The sequence below is a fragment of the Geothermobacter hydrogeniphilus genome, assembly GCF_002898515.1.
Lineage (GTDB): Bacteria > Desulfobacterota > Desulfuromonadia > Desulfuromonadales > Geothermobacteraceae > Geothermobacter_A.
Map to the genome: position 1 here is coordinate 23,313 of NZ_PPFX01000022.1, position 17,386 is coordinate 40,698.

General features: G+C 62.7%; 13 protein-coding genes and 1 pseudogene. 4 read left to right on the forward strand and 10 right to left on the reverse strand.

What is annotated here, in order from left to right; translation table 11 throughout:
* Position 1 precedes the first annotated feature (1 nt).
* The 9 genes from gspK to gspC form a co-directional block, all read right to left on the reverse strand.
* Complete coding sequence (gene gspK / locus C2E25_RS10390) at positions 2 to 928, reverse strand: type II secretion system minor pseudopilin GspK (protein ID WP_103115677.1); 927 nt, start codon at positions 926 to 928, stop codon at positions 2 to 4.
* On the reverse strand, positions 925 to 1,521 hold the full coding sequence (locus C2E25_RS10395; protein ID WP_103115678.1) for a prepilin-type N-terminal cleavage/methylation domain-containing protein: 597 nt from the start codon (positions 1,519 to 1,521) through the stop codon (positions 925 to 927). Before C2E25_RS10395 ends, gspK begins: the two co-directional genes overlap by 4 nt.
* Entirely contained in the window at positions 1,518 to 1,946 is a 429-nt protein-coding gene (gene gspI / locus C2E25_RS10400; RefSeq protein ID WP_158247215.1) for a type II secretion system minor pseudopilin GspI, read from the reverse strand. Before gspI ends, C2E25_RS10395 begins: the two co-directional genes overlap by 4 nt.
* A gap of 171 nt (positions 1,947 to 2,117) precedes the next feature.
* Positions 2,118 to 2,732: a prepilin-type N-terminal cleavage/methylation domain-containing protein gene (locus tag C2E25_RS10405; protein WP_103115680.1), complete on the reverse strand. Its 615-nt coding sequence runs from the start codon at positions 2,730 to 2,732 to the stop codon at positions 2,118 to 2,120.
* A 13-nt stretch (positions 2,733 to 2,745) separates the two neighbouring features.
* On the reverse strand, positions 2,746 to 3,195 hold the full coding sequence (gene gspG, locus C2E25_RS10410) for a type II secretion system major pseudopilin GspG (protein WP_103115681.1): 450 nt from the start codon (positions 3,193 to 3,195) through the stop codon (positions 2,746 to 2,748).
* Positions 3,196 to 3,294: 99 nt separating this feature from the next.
* Positions 3,295 to 4,512 carry a type II secretion system inner membrane protein GspF gene (gene gspF / locus C2E25_RS10415; protein ID WP_103115682.1) on the reverse strand — a complete coding sequence of 406 codons (1,218 nt, stop codon included), beginning with the start codon at positions 4,510 to 4,512 and terminating at the stop codon, positions 3,295 to 3,297.
* Between the two features lie 12 nt (positions 4,513 to 4,524).
* Positions 4,525 to 6,222 carry a type II secretion system ATPase GspE gene (gene gspE / locus C2E25_RS10420; RefSeq protein ID WP_103115683.1) on the reverse strand — a complete coding sequence of 566 codons (1,698 nt, stop codon included), beginning with the start codon at positions 6,220 to 6,222 and terminating at the stop codon, positions 4,525 to 4,527.
* Positions 6,219 to 8,306, reverse strand: coding sequence for a type II secretion system secretin GspD (gspD, locus tag C2E25_RS10425; RefSeq protein WP_158247216.1), 2,088 nt, complete (start codon positions 8,304 to 8,306; stop codon positions 6,219 to 6,221). Before gspD ends, gspE begins: the two co-directional genes overlap by 4 nt.
* 22 nt (positions 8,307 to 8,328) lie before the next feature.
* The gene (gene gspC, locus C2E25_RS10430) at positions 8,329 to 9,231 is read right to left on the reverse strand and encodes a type II secretion system protein GspC (RefSeq protein WP_103115685.1); all 903 of its coding nucleotides are present in this window, start codon (positions 9,229 to 9,231) and stop codon (positions 8,329 to 8,331) included.
* A gap of 300 nt (positions 9,232 to 9,531) precedes the next feature.
* On the opposite strand from gspC, the gene polA reads away from it, so the two are divergent.
* Entirely contained in the window at positions 9,532 to 12,198 is a 2,667-nt protein-coding gene (polA, locus tag C2E25_RS10435; RefSeq protein WP_103115686.1) for a DNA polymerase I, read from the forward strand.
* Between the two features lie 258 nt (positions 12,199 to 12,456).
* Positions 12,457 to 13,434, forward strand: a complete 978-nt coding sequence (locus C2E25_RS17875; RefSeq protein ID WP_103115687.1) for a TIGR00266 family protein — start codon at positions 12,457 to 12,459, stop codon at positions 13,432 to 13,434.
* Between the two features lie 70 nt (positions 13,435 to 13,504).
* Here the strand turns inward: C2E25_RS17875 and C2E25_RS17880 are convergent.
* Positions 13,505 to 14,977, reverse strand: a pseudogene (locus C2E25_RS17880) (two-component system sensor histidine kinase NtrB); the annotation flags it as partial.
* Positions 14,978 to 15,263: 286 nt separating this feature from the next.
* Here C2E25_RS17880 and C2E25_RS10450 point away from each other — a divergent pair.
* A complete protein-coding gene (locus C2E25_RS10450; RefSeq protein WP_103115689.1) occupies positions 15,264 to 15,887 on the forward strand; it encodes a type II secretion system protein in 624 nt (207 codons plus the stop codon).
* A gap of 95 nt (positions 15,888 to 15,982) precedes the next feature.
* Entirely contained in the window at positions 15,983 to 17,338 is a 1,356-nt protein-coding gene (gene mgtE / locus C2E25_RS10455; protein WP_103115690.1) for a magnesium transporter, read from the forward strand.
* The last annotated feature ends 48 nt before the right edge of the window (positions 17,339 to 17,386 follow it).

The following is a 17,386-nucleotide window of genomic DNA, read 5'->3' on the forward strand; positions in this document are numbered from 1 at the left end:
GTCAATCCACTTTCTGCCAGAGCAACTGGTTGCCCTGCTTGTTGACAATCGCCTCCAGGCGACGAATCCCGGAATCGACTTCACCTCTGCTGGCGATGTGGTAGATCCTGCTGGTGACTGTCAGATCGAGGTTGCGGTTAAGGATGCTGAAGGCTTCGACCCCCATGATGTCACGTAACTGGTCCGTGTTTTTGTAGGGAGCGTCGCTGCGTCCGGCCAGCACCGTTTCGGCCAATTCCTCGGTCATTTCCTCATCCCATGCCAGCAGCACCTCGCGCGGAGCCGAGTTGATGTTCAGCTTGTCGCCGCCCCAGACGGTAACAAAGGGTTTCAGGGCGTTGACCGCCTCCCGGTCGAAGCCGCGTACCCGAACCAGCTCGTCGACCGCGGTCAGGGCGCCGTTGGCCGCCGGGTAGGGGGGCTGCAGCTGCTGGTAGTAGTCACTTTCGGCACCCAGTTCCCCGGTGTCGTCATCGGCGTCGAGCCAGTCGATCAGCGCCGCCGACAGGGCTGCCGGATCTTCAAGGCCGAGCAGGTCGCAGAGCCGTTCGAAGCGGCTGCGCATCACCACGTTGGGGTTGCCCTGCGCGTCGATCAGGAGGTTCAGGTCGAGCCGGCCGTCGAGATCGTGGATGCTGATGCTGACCGCGCCGTCGGCCACCGGGAAATTGGTCACCTCCTGGGACCAGAGTTCCTCGGGGGCGCCGGGGGCATCGTAGCTGTTGTGGTCCTGCTGCAACAGCATGCGGCCGACGGTCAGGCCGCCGCGGGCCAGGTAGCCGGCCCGGACGCTGTCGCGAAAGGTTTCCGTGAGCCGCAGATCGACCAGGGTCGAAAAGGCGAACTCGCTCAGCAGCGCGCTCAACAGCGCCACCACCACCAGCACCAGCAGCAGCACCATGCCGCGTTCGTTACCGACGGCCTTCACGGTGTCCCGCCCCGTGGCGGCTGGAAGATGGTGTGCAGCGGCAGGCTGCCGTCCCCCAGCTTCAATCGCAGGCTGACCTCGACCAGTTTCGGGATGCCGTCCCGGCTCGAATCCCAGCTCTGCCGCCAGCCACCGCCGTCGTTGAAGCGCAGACTGAACGCCTCGACCAGGCCGCTGAGGCGGCTGGGAATCATCTCCTCGGCGGGCTGGTAGGCCGCTCCGCTGTCCCGCCAGAGCCCTGCGTCCGGATCCGTATCGTCGCCGGCAACCAGCCGGTAGCGAATCCGCGCCAGCCCCTCCAGCGGCCCCTCTCCGGCATTGCTGAGCATGGCCAGGTAGGGTTCGCCGCGGTCGTTCCTGCCCCCTTCCAGAACCGTCTGTCGTGGATCGGTCGACAGCGACAGACCCAGCAGTTCGCGGTCGATGCGGGAAAAGAGTACCCGGCCGAGGTGGACCGCTGCGGCTTTCTCCTCGACTTTCCGCTTGGCTTCGCTGGTGGTGCTGAAGACGCCGTAGATGGTGCTCAACAGCAGGCTGATGACGGTCACCGCGACCAGGATTTCAATCAGGGTGAAGCCGCGCTGACGCTTCATCCGGCGCCTCCCCGTTGCAGGAAGGAAATCAGGTGCACCGACTCGTTTTTTTCTTCCCGCCCCCAAAAGACCGTCACCTCCACCTGGCGTACGCCTTCAACCGGGGTTTCGCTGCTGCGGACGGTCCAGCTGAAGGCATCGTCGGGGTCGGTGAAGGTTCCTTCGGCATCGCTGCCGTCGCTGCCGATGCCGGTTTCGATCTCCGCCATCTTCGACTGTGCCAGCAGCGTGGCGCGGGTGATCTGCTGCAGCCGCTGGTTGGTGCTGATGCTGCGCTGCGCCAGCCCGAGCAGGGCCACCAGGGCGACGCCGATGATGGCGAGGGCGATCATCACCTCCAGCAAAGTAAAACCGGCTGCCGGGGAGCGGTTCTTTTCGCCCAGCTCGGCGTCAGTGCTCGCTCGCTGCTTCAACGGTTGTGTCATGCTGCCAGGGACTACCTCTCCGTTGGTTGCGGGGACTGGCTCCGCAGGTGCCTGTCCCCCTCGCCCAGCTCCTTCAACGGTCGTGCGTGTGCAGGGACTGGAACACATTCCTTCAACAGATCTCTCCGCTTGCAGTTTACTGCCTGCTGCCTACTGCCCACTGCCTTGAACCTATCGCCCAGCTTCCTCAAACTCCCGATACCCGTCGAAAAACTCCGTCGTTCCGGTCAGCGGCACCAGCCGCAGGGTGAGGTTTTCTCCGTCCGGCATGGCGAGGTGGATGACGGTTTCTTCCAGCCAGCCGCCGGGGAGCAGGGCGGTGGTGACCTCGCCGCTGTTGCGGGTACCGCGGCGCGGCTGGTAGATGTCACGAAAACGGGCGTCGCCGGCCAGACTGTGACGCCCGCCGATGCCGGTCAATTCCTTGATCTCGTCCTTGCGGTCGACCACCTGACCATAATAGCTGCCTTCAGCGAGGTTGAAAACCAGTCGATGTTCGAGGCCGGTCAGGGCAGCCTCATTGTAGAGATACTTGACCGTCCCCGAGAGTCGTCGGGCTGAGGCGCGCAGGTCGTCCTGGCCGAAGTTGAGCAGCATCGGCATGCTCAGGCCGGCGAAGAGGCCGAGCAGCAGCACCACTATCGCCAGTTCGATCAGCGTAAACCCGGCTGCGCGGGAGCGGTTCTTTTCGCCCAGCTCGGTGTCATGCCTTGTTCGCTGCTTGTGCGGGGACGGGCTCCGCAGGTGCCTGTCCCCTTTCTGCGCCCGGCGCCCAGTGCCCGACACCCGGCGCCCGCCTTTATTCAATCTCCCAGCTGTTGATGTCGGCGTTGTCCCCTTCGCCGCCCGGTTCACCGTCGGGACCGTAGGAGATGATGTCGAAGTCACCGTGGATGCCGGGGGAGAGGTAGACGTAGGGATTGCTCCAGGGATCGACCGGCAGCTTCTTGATGTAGCCGCCCTCGCGCCAGCGGGCCGGGATGCGTCCGGTCTGCGGCTTCTCCACCAGTGCCTGCAGCCCCTGCTCGGTACTCGGGTAGAAGCCGTTGTCGAGTTTGAACATCGACACCGACTCCTCCAGGCTCTTGATCTGCACCGCGGCCTTGGTGCGGCGGGCCTTCTCCGGTTCGTCGAGCAGCCGCGGGACGACAATCCCGGCAAGAATGCCGAGAATCACCACCACGACGAGGATTTCAATCAGCGTAAAGCCGCGCTGACCCCTGACCAGCAATTGCGATATCCGTTTCATAAGATTCCTCTTTGATTGAAGTTATTTGCAGCCTACATTCTCCTTGAGCCTTGAGCCTTGAGCCTTGAGCCTTGAGCCTTGAGCCTTGAGCCTTGAGCCTCACCCCAGCCCCTGGCTGGCCTGGAAAATCGGCAGCAGGATGGCGAGGACGATGAAGCCGACCGCGCCGCCCATCAGCAGGATCATGATCGGTTCCAGCAGCGAGAGCAGGCGGCCGATGGCGAGGTCGACCTGGTGCTCGTAGGTGTCGGCGACGCGGAACAGCATCTGTTCCATTTCACCGCTGCGCTCGCCGACCGCGATCATCTGTACCAGCATGGTCGGAAAAACCTTCAGCCGCTGCAGCGGGACCGCCAGTCCTTCTCCTTCCCGCACCTGGGCGGTGGCGATGGTGACGGCCTGCCGCAGCACCCGGTTGCTGAGCAGGTTGCTGGCGATATCGAGGGCGCGCAGCAACGGTACGCCGCTCTGCAGCAGGGTGCCGAGGGTGCGGCTGAAACGGGCGGTGGCGATCAGCAGGTTGAGTCGCCCGACCAGCGGCAGCCGCAGCGCCAGCCGGTCGATTCTGGTCCCGCCCTGTTCGCTTCTGGCCCAGCGCCGCAGCAGCAGGGCCGCGGCGGCCAGCAGCAGCAGCACCAGCCAGCCGTAACTCTGCAGCAGGCCGCTGACGGCGATCAGCAGCCGGGTTGGCAGCGGCAGGACCTGGTCGAGGTCAGTGAGCATCCGCGTCACCTTGGGCAGCACGTAGCTGACCAGGAAGAAAAGCACCCCGCAGCCGACCAGCGCCATCAGCACCGGGTAGGCCAGCGCCGCGCTGATCTTGCCGCGCAGGCGGGCCTGTTCTTCGAGAAAATCGGCCAGCCGCTCCAGCACCTGGTCGAGGGTGCCGCTGTTTTCGCCGACCTGCACCATGTTGATGAAGATCGGTGGAAACAGCCGCTCCTGCATCGCCAGCGCCTGGTGCAGGGTCTCGCCCTGGACGACCTGGTCGCGGGCACGGTTGAAAGCGGTGGCCAGTTGGACTTTTTCCAGCTGTCCGGCGACGCTTCCCAGGGCCTCGTCCAGCGCCAGCCCGGCGCCGAGCAGGGTGGCCAGCTGGCGGGTGGCGATGGCCAGGTCCTCGATTGGCACCCCGGAGCGCAGCTGGAAGCTTCTCTGCCAGATGGGCTTGCGCCTGCTCCCCTCGGGGTGGATCTCGGTCGGGAAAATCCCCTGTTGCCGCAGGGCGGCCATGACCGCTCTCCGGCCGCTGCCCTCGTGGGTGCCGCTGACCTTTTTGCCCCTGGCGTCGAAGCCGCTGTATTCGTAAGTCGGCATGCGGATGCGATCCTAGGTTTCGTCCTGGGTGACGCGCAGCACCTCTTCCAGCGAGGTCTCCCCTGCCAGCACCTTGTTTAAGCCCGAATGCCTGAGACTGAGCATACCGGCCTGCTGGGCGGCATGACGGATGCTGGTCGCGTCCTTGCCCTGCATCAGCAGGTCGCGGATACGGTCATCCATGACCAGCAGTTCGTAGATCCCGGTACGGCCGCGGTAGCCGATCTGCAGGCATTCATCGCAGCCGCGCCCCTGGTAGAATTTCACTTTCGGCGGCAGGCTGATGCCGCTGCCGATCTCGGCCAGCACCTCGGGGGTCGGCGTGTAGGCCTGGCGGCAATGGGGGCAGAGCCGCCGTACCAGGCGCTGGGCGAGGATGCCGCTGATTGAGCTGGCGGCGAGAAACGGTTCGATTCCCATTTCGGTCAGCCGGGTGAGGGCGCCGGCGGCGTCGTTGGTGTGCAGGGTCGAGAAGACCATGTGGCCGGTCAGCGCCGATTGCACGGCTATCTCGGCGGTTTCGCCGTCGCGGATTTCACCGACCATGATGATGTCCGGATCCTGGCGCAGAATCGAGCGCAGCCCGGCGGCGAAGGTCAGGTCGATCTTCGGATTGACCTGGATCTGGCTGATGCCGGTGAGCTGGTACTCGATCGGGTCTTCGACGGTGATAATGTTCTTTTCGCGGTTGTTGAGCCGGGTCAGGGCGGCGTAGAGGGTGGTGGTCTTGCCCGAACCGGTCGGCCCGGTGACCAGGAAGATGCCGTGCGGTTGCGTAATCAGACCGCCGAGCTGCTGCAGCAGTTTCCGGTCCATGCCGATATCGGCCAGGTCGAGGACGCTGGAACTCTTTTCCAGCAGCCGCAGTACCAGCCGTTCGCCGAAGGCGGTCGGCAGGGAGGAGACGCGCACGTCGAGATCCTTGCCGGCGATCCGTACCCGGAAGCGACCGTCCTGGGGCAGGCGTTTTTCGGCGATGTCGAGTCCGGCCATGATCTTCAGTCGCGAGATGATGGCGGCATGCGCCCGCTGCGGCGGTCGCAACACTTCGTAGAGGATACCGTCGATGCGGTAGCGGACCACCAGCTCGGTTTCGAAGGGTTCGAGATGGATGTCGCTGGCGCGCTCGCGGTAGGCCTTGGTCAGCAGGCTGTTGACGAAGCGGATGATCGGCGCCTCGTCGCTGGTGTCGAGCAGGTCGGCCGGCTCCAGTTGCGGTTCCAGGCCGTCGTCGCTGCTGCCGATGTCGGGCGCCAGGTTGTCGGTTTTGTCGGCCTGCTGTTCGTAGGCGCGATTGACGGCGGCGAGGATTTCCTCCTCGGTCGCCAGGCAGATTTCCACCTGGTTGCCGGTCAGGGCGACCAGGTCGTTGACCGCCTTGCCGTTGCCGGGGTCGGCGACGGCGAGCAGCAGTCGACCCTTGTCCTGCTCAAGGGGAAAGATGCGCTGTTCGCGAACATAACCGAGCGGCAGGCGTTCGATCAGTTCCCCGACCCCGGTCGGTTCGGGCAGGGTCTCGAAAAAGGGCAGGTTGAACTGTTTCGCCAGTGCCGCGCCGAGGATCTTTCCCGACAGGCCGAAGCGTTCGCTGAGGATGTCGCCGAGTCGGCCGTTCTGTTCGGCCTGCACCTCCAGGGCGGCGGCGATGGTTTCTGCCTCGATGCCGAACTGCTGCTGCAGCAGTTCGCCGAGTCGCGTCCACTGGATCATGGCCGCGGGGTTTCCTCGTCCGCGTCATCGCTGCCGCGGATGTTGGTGATCAGGGCGTCGCGCGGCACCGATTTGCGCAGCGCCTCGGTCTGGAATCCCTCACCGGTCATCCGCGCCTTGAGGGTGATGTCGGTCAGGTCCTTGGAATTGCGGATGATTTTCGGCGTGATGAAGACCAGCAGGTTGGTCTTCTGTTCCGAGGTGCCTTCGGAACGAAACAGGCGGCCGAGGAAGGGGATATCACCGAGCAGCGGAACCTTGGACTCGGTCGCCTGGATATTGGTGCCGATCAGCCCGCCGAGGACGATGGTCTTGCCGTCTTCGGCCAGTACCGTGTTACGCAGCTGTCGCTTGGTGAAGGTCGGTCCGACCTCGGTCGGGTCGCCGATGGCCGGGTTTGCGGGAGCGATATCGGTAATTTCCTGGAAGACATTGAGCCGCACCAGGTTGCCCTCGGTCACCTGGGGGGTGAAACGCAGCGTCAGGGCGACGTCCTGGCGTTCCACCGCCACCGACTGGGCCAGTCCGGTCCCGCCGGTGTCGGTCAGGCGGCTGGTGATGATCGGAACGTTGGAGCCGACAATGATCTCTGCTTCCTCGTTGTCGGAGGTCAGCAGCCGCGGTGCCGAGAGGATGTTGACATCCGTGCTGGTTTCGGAGAGCCGGATCAGGGCAGAAAAGGCCGGGATGGTGATCTCGTTGCCGTCCGGGCCGGTGGCGGTGATCGGGCTGAACAGCCCGCCGAGCAGCAGGCCGTTGATGGTTTGGGTCAGCAGACTCGGCACCTGGCTGCCGGATGCCGGGGAGAGACTGCCGAAGTTAGCCGTTCCGCTGTTGAGATTGCTGGTGCCGAGGACCACGCTGTTGTTGCCGATCTGGAGCGCGCCCTGCAGCGAGGCGCCGACCTCACGGGTGGCATCCATCGAGAGTTCAAGAATCAGGGCCTCGACGTAGACCTGTTTGCGCTTGATGTCGAGCTGCTTGATGATCCCCTTGATGGTGGTATAGGCCTCGGGACTGGCGTTGATCAGCAGGGCGTTGGTCGGTTTGTCGGCGGTGATCGACACCGGTCCCCTGGCGATCGGGTTGCTCCCTTTGCCGCCCTTGGCCGTCGGCTGGGTGCGGGCCTGGGTGCGCATGCCGGTGATGATTTCATTCAGGGTCTTGGCCAGGGTTTCGGCGTCGGCGTTCTCCAGGTAATAGACATTGATATGAGCCCGCTCGTCACCCGATTCGCCGTCCAGTTGGGCGATCAGGCCGCGCAGGGTTTCCATCTCTTCGGCATCGGCGATGGCGATCAGGGCGTTGGTCCGCGGATAGGCGATCACCCGGCTGGCGACCGCGCTGCCGGCGGTCTTGACATTGCGCGCGGCGCGTGCCCGGCGGCCGGTGGCGCCGCCCGCCTGGCCGATAATGCTGTTGGCGATCTTGGCGACCTCTTCGGCGTCGCCGTTCTTGAGGGTGAAGATCTCCATCTGGCCGAGGTTGCCCGGGACATCGAGCTGCTTGATGATCTTGACCAGCCGTTCGATATTGGTGGCGCTGTCGGTGATGACCAGGGTGTTGGACGGGGCGAAGGCGACGATATTGCTGGTCTTCGGAATCAACGGCGTCAGGATTGTCGAGGCCAGGTCGGAGGCGTTGGCGTAGGTCAGGGTGACCAGTCGGGTGACATAGGCTTCGTCACTGCGGCGGCTGGTGACCGGCAGGTTCTCCTGCCGGGCGGACTTGATCGGGACGATCTTGTTGACCTTGCCGCTCGGCACCACCGTGTAACCCTTGACCTGCAGCACGCTGAGGAAGAGTTGATAAGCGTCTCCCAGCTTCATGCCGCCGGGAGAGACGATGGTGACCTTGCCGCGGACCTTTTCGTCGTAGAGGAAATTGCGACCGGTCAACTCCGACATGGTCTGGATCAGGTCGGTCAGCTCGACATCCTTGAAGTCGAGGGAGATCCGGTCGTCCCTGGGAGCTTTTGTCGGCGCGGCCCACAGGGGCGCGGTCGACAAAAGCAGTGACAGCAGGATCAGCAGGGTCGGGAAAACCACCTGCGCCCGCCATCGGTGATATCGGGAAGCGTTCATCATTATCATCGTCTTCATCGCGTCAATCGATTTCGTAGCTGAAGGTCATGGGATTGCCTCGGCGCTCCAGGGAGACATTGATCTGCCTGGCCTGGCGCAGTTGCTGAAAGACCTGCAGGGCCTTTTCCGGGGATTCGAGGGGAACCCCGTTGATTTCGTGGAGAACATCACCGACCCGCAGTCCGATCTGGTTGAAGAGGCTGCCGGGTTTGATCATCTTGATAACAAAGCCTTCGGTGCTGCCGTTGACGACGTAGGGTTCGACCCGGGCCTGTTTGAGCAGTTCGCCAATGTTGGAGCGGGCCTTTTCCGCAGCGCTGCGGGGGATCTGCCAGCGATTTTTCCCCAGCGAACGCACCGCGTAGTCCTGTTTGCCGACCGGTTTTCTGTTCCCCGCCCGGACGGCCGCGGCCCTGGCCCGGGGGCGGGAGGACGCGTTCTTTTTCGGCAGTTCGAGGATCTGCTGCCGGCCACCCGCCAGGGTCAGGGTGACCTTACTGCGTTCGATCTTCGTCAGCCGCGCCCCCCCCGGCAGCTTGGCGCCGAGCCGGTAGGTTCTGGTCTTGCCGTCGCCGGCCAGGGCCGCCAGTGGCTTGCTGCCGCCGCTGACGGTGCCGATCAGGGTCCAGTTGCCGACGGTGGCCGTCGGCGTGCCGCTGCTGCGGGTCGGGGTCGACGGAGCGAAGCTCAGTTTGCCGCCGGCCGAATTGAAGATATTGCGCTGCAGGATCGCCTGGTAGTCATTCAGGACCGGTTTACGTGCCGGTCGCGTCACGCGGGTCGGCTGCCGAACCGGCTCCGGCGCTCCCGGTTGCAGCAGCAGTCCGAGCAGAACGGCACAGAAATAACCTGTCGCGAGGCCGAGCAGAATGCTCAGCAGCAGAAAGATCCCCCTGGTGTTTTTCTGTAGGAACGTCAATATCATCGGTGTCGCCCGCGGGCCACCTGTCAATGGATCAGGAAAAAAATTTGCCGAATCTGTGAGCTTCAGCGTAAAACTCACTGCTTCAGGGTGTTCTAAGAATAGGCGTAAGATGCTGAAAAGGCAAGCTGCTAAGCGCGGTTTTTGATCTGTGTAAATGACGGGTCGGCACACCGTCACGATGACATCACGCGGGGGTTGGACTGTTGCCGACAATGGTTTACAGTGGACAGTCACCCGGTTTTTTCGATCCCGTCCTGAATCCGTGGGTTCATTGATTCAGGGCCGTTTCAAGGAGGATTCATGTCCATCCCCCGTCTCTACCTGATTGACGGTTCAAGTTACATCTATCGCGCCTATTATGCCATCCGCCACCTGAGCAACTCCAGGGGTATGGCGACCAACGCGGTGTACGGCTTCACCTCGATGCTGCTGAAGATCATTCGTGATGAACAACCCGATTACCTGGCGGTGGTTTTCGACAGCCGGGGACCGACCTTCCGCAAGGACATCTATCCCGAATACAAGGCCAACCGCGCCGCCATGCCGGAGGACCTGGTGCCGCAGATTCCGCTGATCAAGCGGGTGGTGCAGGGTTTCCGCCTGGCCGCCTTCGAAGAGCCCGGTTACGAGGCGGATGATATTATCGCCACCCTGGCGCGCAAAGCCTCGGCGGAGGGCCTGGAGGTGACGGTGGTGACCGGCGACAAGGACCTGATGCAGATCGTCGACGAGCGGGTCAGCCTGCTCGATACCATGAAGGACAAACGTTTCGGTCCGGCGGAGGTGAGCGAGCGTTTCGGCGGCCCGGACAAAGTAGTCGAGGTCCAGGCACTGGCCGGTGACAGCTCTGACAATGTTCCGGGGGTACCGGGCATCGGCGAAAAGACGGCGAAGCTGCTGATCGATCAGTTCGGTGATCTTGAGACCCTGCTCGCCGGACTGGAGCAGATCAAACAGCCGAAGCGGCGCGCCAATCTCGAACAGTTCGCCGACCAGGCGCGGCTTTCGCGGCGACTGGTCACCCTGGTCGATGACCTGCCGCTGGAGCTGGACCGCGAGGTCCTGACCCCCGGCGAGCCCGATCGCGAGCAATTGACCGAGCTGTTCAAGGAATGCGAGTTCCAGCGCCTGCTGGACGAGTTCTCCAGCGACCCGCAGGCGGTTGCCGGCAGTTACCAGGCGGTGCTGACCGAGGCCGATTTCGATCAGCTGCTGCGGCGGCTGGAGGCGGCGGAGCGTTTCTGTTTCGATACCGAGACCACCGGCCTCGATCCGTTGCGTGACGAGCTGGTCGGTCTCTCCTTTTCCGTCGAAGCCGGGCAGGCCTGGTACCTGCCGCTCGGCCATTACTACCTCGGCGCTCCGCCGCAGCTCGACCGGGAACCGGTGCTGAAGCGCCTGGCGCCGCTGTTCGCCGATTCGAACAAGGGCAAGATCGCCCAGAACGCCAAGTTCGACGCGCTGGTGCTGCACCATGCCGGGCTGACTCTCGAAGGGCTGGTCTTCGACCCGATGCTCGCTTCCTACCTGGCCCGTCCGGCCGCCAAGTCCCACGGCATGGACGCCATGGCCGCCGAACTGCTCGGCTACCGGCCGATCAAGTTTGAGGAGGTCTGCGGCAAGGGCAAGAACCGGATCAGTTTCGCCGAGGTCGAAATCGAGCGGGCGGTGACCTATGCCGCCGAGGATGCCGACATCACCCTGCGGCTGGCCGAGACCCTGGCGCCGCTGCTGGAGGAAACCGGGCAGGAAAAGCTCTTTCGCGAGGTCGAACTGCCGCTGGAGCAGCTGCTGACTCGGATGGAGATCACCGGGGTGCGCATCGACGCCGACTTCATGGCCGGGCTGTCGCGGGAGTTCAGCGACAAGCTGCAGGCCCTCGAAAGCGGGATCCACCAGCTGGCCGGCGGCCCTTTCAACGTCGCCTCGCCGAAACAGCTCGGCGAGGTCCTCTTCGAACGCCTCAAGCTGCCGAAGGGGAAAAAGACCAGGACCGGCTGGTCGACCGATGTCGAAGTCCTCAACAAACTCGCCGAAGACCATGAGATCGCCCGGCTGATTCTCGATTACCGCTCGCTGGCCAAGCTGAAAGGGACCTACACCGACGCCCTGCCGAAGCTGATCCATGAGGAAAGCGGGCGCATCCACACCTCCTTCAACCAGGCGGTGACTGCCACCGGGCGGCTCTCCTCCTCCGATCCGAACCTGCAGAATATTCCGATCCGCAGTGAGGAGGGGCGGCGCATCCGCGAGGGATTCATCCCGGAGCCGGGCTGCCTGATGCTGTCGGCCGACTACTCGCAGGTCGAGCTGCGGCTGCTCGCCCACATGGCCGAGGAAACCACCCTCAAGGAACATTTCTGCAGCGGCGAGGATATCCACCGTCGCACCGCCGCCGAGGTGTTCGGAGTTTTTCCCGAGATGGTCAGCGACGAGATGCGCCGCAGCGCCAAGGCGATCAACTTCGGCGTCATCTACGGCATCAGCGCCTTCGGTCTCGCCAAACAGCTCGGCATCGGCCGCAAGGAGGCGCAGGAGTACATCGACGGCTACTTCGCCCGCTACCCGAAGATCCGCGCCTTCATGGACAAGTGCATCGCCGAGGCCAAAGAGTACAAGTACGTGACGACCCTGCTCGGCCGCCGTTGCGCGGTGCCGGAGATCGACAGCAAAAACGGCGCCATCCGCGGCTACGCCGAGCGCAACGCCATCAACTACCCGGTACAGGGTTCGGCCGCCGACCTGATCAAGCTGGCGATGCTCAGGGTGCAGCGGCGCATCGACGCCGAAGGGCTTTCATCCCGCATGGTACTGCAGGTGCATGACGAACTGGTGTTCGAGGTGCCGGAAGCGGAGCTGGATGCCATGCGGTCGCTGGTGAAGGAGGAGATGGAGTCGGCACTGGAGATTGATCTGCCGCTGGTGGTGGATGTGGGGGTAGGAGCCAATTGGCGCGAGGCGCATTGAGGGCTGATGAAAAGCACCCGTCTGCTGCGTTCCCCTTGTCCGCGTCGCTGCGGAGTAGCTGCCGCTACACCTCGCTCCTTGGCCTTCGGGCGCCTTGCATCCAGGCACTTTTGATCAGCCTTGGAACGGTGTATGTGAGATGTGAGATGTGAGAACAAGCTTGTTCGCTCCTCGCACCTCGAGCCTTGAACCTCGAACCCAAGGGGACAGTCCCTTTAAAGAGAGGGACTGTCCCCGTGAACCTCGAAGGAGTTCCCCATGCCCGATCCAACCGCCACCCGCGATAAATACCAGCGCTTTGTCCGCGAATACAATCGGGGCGTCGACCGCTCGGTGCTGGGCGCCAGTTACGGGATTCCCGAGGAGCGGTTTTCGGCCTTCATCGACTTCCTGCGCCGCAAGGGGTTCCATCCCCGGCGACCGGCCCGGGACGGCTTCGCCCCGGCGCACGAGATCGATTTCGAGATTTTCGGTGACGACCTGCAGTTCGTCGAGATTGAACTTGATCCGGGGGAAACCGCCGTCGCCGAGGCCGGGGCGATGATGTACATGGATGGCGCCATCGAGATGGTGACCATCTTCGGTGACGGCAGCCACGAGTCGGGCGGGGTGATGGAGAAAATCTTCGGCGCCGGCAAGCGGGTGTTGACCGGCGAGAGTCTGTTCATGACCGCCTTCAGCAACCGCGGCGTCGGCAAGCAGCGGGTCGCTTTCGGCGCCCCCTATCCGGGCAAGATCGTGCCGCTCGACCTGGGGGAGATGGGCGGCGAGATGCTCTGCCAGAAACAGGCTTTTCTCTGCGCCGCCAAGGGGGTGGCGATCGATATCGCCTTCCAGAAGAAGATCGGCGTCGGCCTGTTCGGCGGCGAGGGTTTCATCCTGCAGCGACTGAAAGGGAACGGACTGGCCTTCGCCCACGCCGGCGGTATGGTGATTCGCCGCGACCTGTCTCCCGGCGAGACCCTCAAGGTCGATACCGGCTGTCTGGTCGCCCTGCAACCGCAGGTCAGCTACGACATCGAGTTCGTCGGCGGCATCCGCAACGCCGTGTTCGGCGGCGAGGGGATCTTCTTTGCTTCCGTCACCGGGCCCGGTACGGTCTGGCTGCAGTCGCTGCCCTTCTCCCGTCTGGCTGACCGGGTGATTGCCAGCGCCCCGGCGATGCGCGGCGGCCGCAAAGGTGAGGGGTCTCTGCTGGGGGCTCTGGGGGATCTTCTGGACGGGGATAATCGGTAGCAAAGGTGGTTTTGTCCGGCGGACTCTTGGGCGGTTGCTTGCGGATTGAGGTTTCCAGGGTCGGCAGGAAAATCTGGAAGGTCGTTCCGACGCCGACCTGGCTGTCGACGGTGATCCAGCCATGATGGTCCTTCACGATGCCGTGTACGATCGACAAGCCGAGCCCCGACCCCTTGCCGATTGTCTTGGTGGTGAAGTAGGGGTCGAAGATTCTGTCGAGGATATCCTCCTCGATGCCGTGGCCGGTATCTCTGACCTGCAGCCGCATATACTGTCCCGTGGGAAAACTGCTGCCCTTGGGTAGGTGATTGCGGGAGACCTCGACGGGAGTGATCTCGATGGACAGGGTTCCTCCTTCGGGCATCGCGTGGCCGGCGTTGATGCAGAGATTCATCAGCACCTGGTGGATCTGGGTTGAGCTGCCGTGGATGATCTTCTCATCCTCATCGATATGCTCTTCGATGGTGATTGTTGCCGGAATGACCTCGCGCAACAGCTCGACAGTTTCCTTCAGCACCGGGGACAGGCTCATGGGGGTCAGTTCGGTTTCCTGATTGTTGCTGAAGGTGGCGATCCGCTTGATAAGATCTGCCGCCCGCTCACCCGCCTTGAGGACTTCTTCGATGCTTTTTTTCGCGGTCGGATTGTCCTGGATACAGGTCAGGGCGACTTCGCTGTAGCCGAGGATGGCGGACAGGATATTGTTGAAATCATGGGCGATGCCGCCCGCCAGCAGGCCGAGGGCTTCCATCTTCTGTCCATGCCGCAGCTGTCTGAGCAGTTCGTTGTTTTCTGCCTCCAGGCGCTTTCTGGCACTTATGTCACGAGCGACGCAAAGTCTGTTCCAGTCGTCACTGAAACCGACCACAGAGGTCGAGAGTTCGACCGGGAAATCTTCGCCGCCCGGCTTTCTGGCGACAGCTTCGACCGTTTTCCAGGTTCCCCCGCTGCTGTCATCGCGCAGGGCTCTAAAGCCCTCAGTGGCTTTCCGATCCTTGCCGGAGGGTGAGAACACCGAGTTGAAGGACAGGGGTTGAGCTGTTCCGTCGTCATGGGTAAACAGCCTGGTCGCGGCCGGGTTGCAGAAGGAAATTTCTCCCCGTCTGCTGATCATGAAGATGGCGTCGTCGATGGACGCGGTGATGGCCTCGGAGAGATTTTCCTGGATCTGCAGTGATTGCCGGGTCTGAAACAGGATCTTGTTCTGCTCGGACAGTTCTCCCCTGAGGTGTTGTCGTTCCTGCAGGATGGGAAGCCATTTCCAGAATCCCCAGGCGAGGAAGAAGTAACCGCATAGATAGGCCGTTTTTTCCAGGAAGGCTTCGCCGGGAGTGTCCCCGGCCACGAGGAGAACGTTCAGGGCCGGGAAACTGTCCGAGACATCCAGCAGCAGCGCCAGCCCGATCAGGATGGTTCCAGTCATCACGGAAGCCAGCCCCGGTTGTCCGCGAAAAGTCGGATTGGCATTGATCTGCAGGATCTTGTACGCCATGAAGGCCACCATCAGCAGGCTTGCGGATTCCAGGGTCACGTCCAGAAGCATCACACTCCCTCCAGGTCACGAAATTATCAGCCTATGCCTGAATCAGTGAATTCATTGCCGGCAAACAGCACAAGTCATTGACCCGCCCGCACTTTCCAAAAATCACATTCAGGTCAAGCACTTGCACTCTTCATCCGGCCTGAACCCACGGATTCAGGTCTGATTCTACCAGACGGTTCTCAAAAAAATCTCAAAATTAGTTTTTGCTTCTGAAATCTGTGTGAGATGTGAGATCCCGTGGTTCTTTTTGCCCTGCGTCCCGTCATGGGGTATCCTGTTCGACGTTATGCGAACGTCTGTCGATAAAAGAATCCGTCCGCTGCGCAACCAGCATGGCATCACCCTGATGATCGTCCTGGTGATGGTGGTGATCATGGGGTTGAGCATGGGGATCGCCGGCTCGACCTGGCGCACCGTGGTGCAGCGGGCCAAAGAGCAGGAGCTGCTGTTTCGCGGGGATCAGTACCGGCGGGCGATCGAGAGCTACTTCAGCGTCAAGCACGGCGGCAAGACCGGGCTGTTGCCCTCCTCCCTCGAAGACCTGCTTAAAGATCCGCGATTTCCCGGCACCGTCAGGCATATCCGCAAGCTGTACAAGGACCCGATGACCGGAGAGGACTTCGTAATCATTAAAGATAAACGTTCCGGCGGCCGGATCAAGGGAGTGCGCAGCGACAGCAAGCAGGTGCCGTTCAAGAAGGACGGGTTTGCCAAGGAATACGAGAAATTCGCCGATGCCGCCAGCTACCGGGAATGGGAGTTCGTCTTCGAACCGCCCCGCGCCGGAAACCGCCGGGTGGCCCCCGGCAGGCCCGGCCAGGCCCGGCCGGGGCAGCCGCGAGGAGTGGTGGTTCCGCCGCCCTCCTCGGGGGCCGGAAGGCCCGGTCTGCCGCCGACCGAGGATAATTGACAGCTCGGGGGGGTGGTGTTAGATTGACACGCTTGCGATTACCATCCTGAGGCTGAGGCCGGGGATCATCCCTTCTTCGAGGAGGCCTTCTTCACATGGAACCGAAACTGCAGCGACTCCTCGAAACCATTCGCCGCCTGCTGCGGCGCGGTGCCACCCAGAACATTTCCCGACTGCTCGGCAAGATCCATCCCGCCGACATCGCCCATCTCTACCGCTATCTCGACCCGAAGGAACAGCAGGAGCTGTTCAACCTGATCCGCGAGCCCGAGGTGGCCGGTGAGGTGCTGGCCGAGCTCGATCACGCCTTCAGCGCCCGGCTGCTGGAGCAGTTGACCGGGGTGCAGATCAGCATCATCCTGCAGAACATGCCCTACGACGATGCCGCCGACATCGTCCAGAACCTGCCGGAGGATCTCGCCGCCGAAGTTCTCAACCTGATGAAGGATGAGGATTCGGAGGAGATCGAGGGCCTGCTGCAGTACGAGGAGGACAGTGCCGGCGGCATCATGTCGACCGAGATCTTCTCGCTGCGCGAGGATCTGACCGTCAAGGAGGCGATCGGATCGATCCAGGAGGCCGAAGATGTCGAGATGGTTTTCTATCTCTATGTCACCGATGAGCACAACCACCTGGTCGGGGTGCTGTCGCTGCGCCAGTTGCTGACCGTCTCGCCCGCGACCGTGTTGCGTGAGGTGATGATTCGCGACGTCATCAGCGTCCGTACCGACATGGACCAGGAGGAGGTCGCGCGGGTGGTCGAGAAATACAACATCCTCGCCGTGCCGGTTGTCGACGAGAGCAACAAGCTGATGGGTCTGATCACCGTTGATGATGTCATCGACGTCATCCGCGAAGAGGCGACCGAGGATATCTACAAGATGGCCGGCGCCAACGAGGAGGAGCTGCTGCTCGGCAACCAGGCCTTCAAGATCGCCCGGCTGCGGCTGCCGTGGCTGATCACCAACCTCTTCGGCGGGGTCGCGACCGGTTACCTGATGTGGCTGTTCAAGGTCACCATCAAGGATGTCATCGCCCTGATCTCTTTCATCCCGGTCATCACCGGCATGGGCGGCAATGTCGGCGGTCAGTCGGCAACCATCGTTGTGCGCGGCTTCGCCACCGGCAAGATCGACATGACCACCCTGCGCAAGGTGTTCTTCAAGGAGATGCGGGTCGGCATGATCATGGGCGTGGTCTGCGGCCTGACCGTCGGCCTGGTCGCCTGGGGATGGCATCACAACCCCTATCTCGGCATGGTGGTCGGCCTGGCGATGACTGTCGCCATCAGTGTCGCCGCCACCATGGGCGTCCTCGCCCCGACCTTTTTCAAGAAAATCGGCGTCGATCCCGCCATCGCCGCCACCCCCTTCGTCCAGACCGCCAACGATATCACCGGCATCCTGATCTATTTCGCCACCGCGACGATGTTTATCCAGTATCTGAAGTAGGGTGGAGGTGTGCTGAACCGATTTCATTGACCAACCCGGATATTTTTC